The following is a 5,758-nucleotide window of genomic DNA, read 5'->3' as shown; positions in this document are numbered from 1 at the left end:
ACCGCGACAAGTATCGCCGGTTTCTCGCCAGGGCTTTCGTCACCGAACAGGACGTTGCCGGGATCCTCATCTCCGAAGGCCTGGCACGGCCCTATGCGGGCGGCCAGAGACAGTCGTGGTGCCGGTGATGGGACAGGGAAAGGAGCAAGACCGATGAACAGCCTGAACGCTCGATTGATGGCCCTCGCTGGTTGGTTCAAGCCTCGCCTCTTTGGCGATGAGAAGTACGTGCCGGTGCCCATCAAGGGGGGCTTTGTTGTCCAACGCCAGGTGAGATTGGGCTTCCTGAACTGTTTTTCCTCCGACCGTATCCAGTGGAAGGAATATCTCAACAAGGATGGCGAGTTCACGAGGTTGGCCGGCGAGGTGATCTCAAACCTGGACAACTACATGTTCAAGACCGCCGAAGACGCTCAGGCATTCATTGATGAGTATGTCGCGAAGCAGGACCAGTTCAGCGCCGATTGCAAGACTTTGGAAAAAGCCTGGAGGCGCTCATGACCCTCCGCGCTTTCCTTCTCGCGCTTGTGTTTGCAATCTCCGCCACCCAAGCCGCTGCGATCTGCAACAAGAAGTTCCTCAATCCGATCAGCGAGATCTGCTGGGATTGCATTTTTCCGATCTCCATCGGCGCGATCAGCCTCGGCGGGGGCGGGCGGCCCGATACCAAGAACCAGGCCTTCCCGCTCTGCATCTGTCCCGGCATTCCACCCCGGCTGGGCCTCGCCATCGGGCTCTGGGAACCTGCGCGGCTGGTCGATGTGGCCAATGAGCCCGGCTGCTTCGTGAACATGGGATTCGATCTCGACTTCGGGTTGCTGTCGCTGGGTAAATCGTCGGCAACACAGCAGAGTGGCGGCAGCACCGGATCGAGCTGGCAGGCGCATTATTACTTCTACCCCCTGATCTCCTGGCTGGGCGTGATCGTAGACGGTCTCTGCCTGCAGAACGCGCAGTTCGATGTCGCCTATATCTCGGAGATCGATCCGCTCTGGCAGGACGCCGAGCTGAACAATCTCATCAACCCCGAGGCCATCCTCTTTGCCAACCCGATTGCGCAGGCCGCCTGTGCCGCGGATTGCGTGCGGGCGTCCTCGGGCAACCTGCCGCTCGACCAGCTGTTCTGGTGCGCCGGCTGCGGTGGCTCGATCTATCCGATTCAGGGGGATGTCGCTGCCCATGTGGGCGGTGTGATGGCCAGCCAGGTGGTGGCCACCAAGATGCAGGCGCGCATGCACCGGCTGTTCCTGGCCCGCAAGACAGCCGACAGCAAGGCGCTCTGTCAGACGCAATCCCAGCCGGTGATCAAGAAAAGCCAGTACCGGATGCAGATCACCCGGCCGGTGGCCAAGACCTCTGGCCGGTATGGCTGCGGACCGATGGGGTTTTCAACGCAATACGTGGATCGGCTCCGGGAGTTTCCCTACCGGGGTGAATCCTTCGGCTGGCTGATGTGGAGGAAGAGAAATTGCTGCGCATTGTGAATCCTGTTCCTTCTCTGTTGCTCGCATTCTGCCTCTCCACTGCAGCCGCTGCGCAGGAGGCGGGCGAAGATGTGCCAGAGCAAGGCGTTGTCGAATATGCGCCCGGCTCCACCGGCCCCATCGACGCGCCACTGGCAACCATCGTGGACGAGGCCAAGCGCCGGGGCGAGGCGTTGCGCGAGGAACTCCGGCCGCAGCTGCCGGCAGAGGGTGCATTCGAGGGCACCAACTTTGACGCGCTGCGCGAACAGGCGCTGAACAACCCGCGTGTGCGTCGGCTTCTCAACATCGATGACGGGGCAGGGCAGGGGGCTGGTCCGGACGGACCCCGCTATGACGGTGCCAAGATCTACCTGCTGGCGTCCTTCTCCATGCCCAAGCCCTCGCTGCGGCAGTTGATGGCGGAGGCCAACACCTATGGCCTGCCCATCGTGTTCCGGGGGTTTCTGAACAACTCCGTCTACGACACGCAAGCCGCGCTGGAGGAGACCTTCGGCACGCTGGATGACGCGGTGGGCTTCTCGATCGATCCCACGCTCTTCACCCGCTTTGCGGTGGAAGCGGTGCCGCAGGTGATCGCCGTGAACCAGGTGCTCGATGTCTGCGAGACGCCGGGCTGTGAGAGCGATCCGATCCCGCCCCATGACGTCGTGAAGGGCAATGTGCCCGTTGCCTTCGCCCTCGATCTCATTGCGGCCAAGGGCGAGGTGGCCGCCGATGAGGCCGCCCGTCTGCTGAGAAAAGGGGAATGACATGAGCTACCTTTTCAAAACCGCACTTGTCATTGCCTTGTGTGTCGCCGGATCCGCGCAGGCGCAAAGCCAGCGGGGCCGGGCCGATCAGGCGCTCGGGAACATGCCCTCGACGGGCAACACCTTCACAGGATCCAAAGTCGATGAGGTGGTGACACCGTACAAGACCGACACACCGCCTGAAGCTGGCCTGGACCATTCGCAGTTCGGCGACCGCATCATCGACATCCGCGAGGGCAACAGCCAGCAGGGCCGGGTGCTCAGATCGACGGAAGAGGGCGCGCAGGTGCGCCCGCAAGTAGACATCGATGCGCAGGGCCCGCTCTTTGACGATGCCAACTGGGCGCATGAGAACGCTCGAGCGGTTGCGGACCGGTATTTCATCGACAACACCGGCACCTGCCGTCCATTCGACCTGCCCGTCAGCAACATCATGGACAAGTTCTGCGAGAGCTTCCCGGCCCGGCAGACCAATACCTGCGATCTGATCCGCAAGATCTGGGTGGACCGCACCGACTTCTACCGCTGCGACAAGCGGGCCTCGGACTTCATCAAGGTCTGCGAGAAGCAGATCCAGTACAATTGCAAAAAGAACAACGGTCTGAATCCTTGCGTCCGGAACAATATCCGGGTGAGCGGGGCACAGTCCTGGTGGTCCGGAACCAACCTGATCGTCAACATGCCGGCCCCAACCCGGATCAACGTGGCGGCGGGCACGTCGATCCTGCGGTTGCGCAGCTTCGATCTCGAAATCGCCGATCACCTGAAGTTCTCCACCGCCCGGCTGGTGAATGTCCGCGCAAAAGGCGCTGTGCAGGTGAGACTGCCGTCAGGCGTCGTGGGCACCTGGGCCCAGAACATCCTGCCCGTCTTTGGCCGCAACACCTACAATCAGTGCCCAGCGAATGACAGGGACGGCAAGCTGCTGCCGGTCACCAAGCTGCCATTCTACAATCCCTACCGTTGCGGGCAGTTTAATCGGAACCGCAGTTCCGTGGCCGTCATTGCCAACGGGCCGATGAACCGGGACAACGCCACCCGCAGCACCCGCAACCCGACCTGGGATATGGGGGGCGGGGTGTCGCCGTTTAACCGGGAACCGGGCTGGATCGAGGTTGACGATCAGGGCAATGCGGACGCGGCGATCAGGTATATCTGCCATTCCTACCCGCAACAGGATTGCCATGACTTCGCGGACGTCACCGCGCGCCCGGATGTCAACCGCAACACCAACCGGTTTCTGACCCTCAACCAGTACACGGCCGTCAAGCCGGGCGGAAAGCGATTCCGCAAGACGCGGGTCAATGTGCGCGTCGTGCATGACAGCCGGCACACCAATGGCGGCTGGGTCCGTCTCACCTTCAAGTTCGATGATCCCAACTGCTGCGATCGCTTCCAGCCACAGGAGGTTCAGACATGCAAGTGAGACAGCTTTCACTGGCGATTGCCCTGCTGGGTATGACAGCGGCGTGGTCAAAAACCGCAGATGCGGCCGTCACCTGCGACACTCCGGTCTATCAATGCACGAAGACGCAATCCTTCACTATTGGCGGCTTCCAGCTGCTGGACTTTTGCGTGGAGGCCGCAGGCACCCAGCAATGCCACGACGATGACCCGCTGAACCAGTGCGCCAAGCTTGAGGTCAGCCTGAAATGCACCAAGCTCAGCGAGGAGTGCATCGACTATCAGAACGGGCAGTGCCGTCAGACGCGGTTCAAGTACAGCTGCCTGAATGAAGACGATGACATGTCGCCCGCAATCCTGGAGCGGACGGAGTTTGGCCCAGTGCAGGAAGAGATCGTGTCGGAGTGCGGGGCTTTCGAGAACAATTCCGATTGCGAGCTGAAGAAGACCTGGGATGTGGAAGGCCCCGAGATCCGCGACATCAACCGGCGCGACTTCTCCCGGGCCTGGTGGCGCAAGCGGCGGGAATACTCCTGCCTTGCCGGGGGAGCGACCGACACCGATTGCGCCCCGCTGCAGGCCGATCCCACCTGCAAGCTGGTCGATCAGTCCTGCCTGGTCATGACAAACGGCACCTGCACCAACACGCAATTCCGCTATCAGTGCGGGGTGGACAGTTCGGATCTGCGCGCAAGCTGCGAGCCGATCAATGTCTGCGAAGGCGACAATTGCGACGGAACCCCACCCGATCCGGCGACAAGCTTCGGCAATGCGGCCGCCTGGCTGAATCTGCTGGCGCAGATGCAGCAGGAATTCCGCGATCAGAACTCGACCGATCCCAATGATCTGAAGTTCTTCGTGGGCACCGAGATGACCTGCAGCAAGGCGCCCGGCCGGGATTGCTGTGATGGCTCGGGAATCTTCGCGCAATGCTCCCAGCAAAACGAGATCCTCTGGGACATGCGGCAGGCTGGATCGACCCACTATGTCGGGGAGACTTGTCAGCAGTCGGTGCTCGGGGTCTGCGTCAAACGCCGGCACTATTACTGCACCTACAACAGCAAGCTCGGCCGCGTCTTCATCGAAGAGCTCAAGCGCCTGAAGGGCGAGAACTGGGGTCCCGACATGCTGGCCATCGATTGTGGCTACGCCACCCTCGAGGATCTCGACAATGTGGACATCGATGACATGGACCTGTCGCCGGTCTTCGATGACATGCTCAACCAGGCCAGCATCCCGCTGCAGGGCGCGCTGAAGGATTTCTACGACCAGCGGTTCCCCAGCGGACCCGACGACGCACAAACGATCTTCAACAGCGGAATGAGGCCGTGATTATGCTCTGCTTAACTCGCCGTCGTTTTTTGACAACGCTGCTTGCTGCAGGCGCCGGCAGCGGCCTGGTCGCGCAGGAGGCACCCCCCGTGGGCGTAATCCTGGTTGGTGCGGGCTGGTGTTCTGTCTGCAAATCGGCGGCCCCTGTTCTCGCCGCCCTGACGCAACCGGCTGGGGTGCCGGTGCTGGTGGCCTCAAAAGATGGTCGGCCGATTCCGCCGTTCCTGGAAATCAGCGATGCAAGCGATCATCCGGTGGCTGCTCGGATTACGACGCTGCCGACGACGCTGGTCTGGTCGAAGGCGACAAACACGGTCACGGCGGAAATCGTCGGTTATAGGAACGCCCGGCACTATGCGCAGAGTGTCAGCGTGGCAGTCCGGGCTGCATTTCAACTGGAGGGATCGTGAAAATGCTCCTCTCCATGACAGCCCGGACCCTGATGGCGGCGCACTCACGGAATTCCGCCATCAGGGCCACGAGGGTAAGGGGCTCGCACGAAAAAAACGAGGGCCGCGGTCATGTGTTTGCCATCCGTAGGAGGGACCGTTTGACCGCGGCCACGACCAGGCCACGAGAACAGCCAGTCAAATTCAATCTATGCAATGGTCACGGGTGTGTCGAGGGCCGCAGCGACAAGCGGAATGGACACAAAAACGCTCTGGCCGCCGCGACCCAGGCCCCGGCTCCTCCCCCCAGGACGGAAACCACTCTAGACTTGATCTGGAGAAAAATCGAGGGTTGCGCCGGACCTAAAACGCGCACCGCTTGCATGGTCCTTCTGGC

General features: G+C 61.5%; 6 protein-coding genes. All 6 read left to right on the top strand.

What is annotated here, in order from left to right; genetic code table 11:
* The first annotated feature begins 153 nt into the window (after positions 1 to 153).
* The 6 genes from GOX53_RS28555 to traF all read left to right on the top strand — a co-directional run bounded on the left by GOX53_RS28555 (position 154) and on the right by traF (position 5,382).
* Positions 154 to 501 carry a hypothetical protein gene (locus tag GOX53_RS28555; RefSeq protein WP_171182267.1) on the top strand — a complete coding sequence of 116 codons (348 nt, stop codon included), beginning with the start codon at positions 154 to 156 and terminating at the stop codon, positions 499 to 501.
* Positions 498 to 1,484, top strand: a complete 987-nt coding sequence (traU, locus tag GOX53_RS28550; protein ID WP_171182266.1) for a conjugal transfer pilus assembly protein TraU — start codon at positions 498 to 500, stop codon at positions 1,482 to 1,484. The genes GOX53_RS28555 and traU overlap by 4 nt, the downstream gene beginning before the upstream one ends.
* Positions 1,469 to 2,236 carry a type-F conjugative transfer system pilin assembly protein TrbC gene (gene trbC, locus GOX53_RS28545; protein ID WP_171182265.1) on the top strand — a complete coding sequence of 256 codons (768 nt, stop codon included), beginning with the start codon at positions 1,469 to 1,471 and terminating at the stop codon, positions 2,234 to 2,236. The genes traU and trbC overlap by 16 nt, the downstream gene beginning before the upstream one ends.
* A gap of 1 nt (position 2,237) precedes the next feature.
* On the top strand, positions 2,238 to 3,662 hold the full coding sequence (locus GOX53_RS28540; protein ID WP_171182264.1) for a hypothetical protein: 1,425 nt from the start codon (positions 2,238 to 2,240) through the stop codon (positions 3,660 to 3,662).
* Positions 3,653 to 4,972: a conjugal transfer protein TraN gene (gene traN, locus GOX53_RS28535; protein WP_171182263.1), complete on the top strand. Its 1,320-nt coding sequence runs from the start codon at positions 3,653 to 3,655 to the stop codon at positions 4,970 to 4,972. The genes GOX53_RS28540 and traN overlap by 10 nt, the downstream gene beginning before the upstream one ends.
* An 89-nt stretch (positions 4,973 to 5,061) precedes the next feature.
* Positions 5,062 to 5,382: a conjugal transfer protein TraF gene (traF, locus tag GOX53_RS28530; protein ID WP_371810455.1), complete on the top strand. Its 321-nt coding sequence runs from the start codon at positions 5,062 to 5,064 to the stop codon at positions 5,380 to 5,382.
* Positions 5,383 to 5,758 lie beyond the last annotated feature (376 nt).

This window comes from Ruegeria sp. HKCCD8929 (assembly GCF_013031405.1).
Lineage (GTDB): Bacteria > Pseudomonadota > Alphaproteobacteria > Rhodobacterales > Rhodobacteraceae > Ruegeria.
The sequence above is the reverse complement of the archived record's forward strand: the minus strand, read 5'-3'. Positions and strand labels throughout refer to the sequence as shown.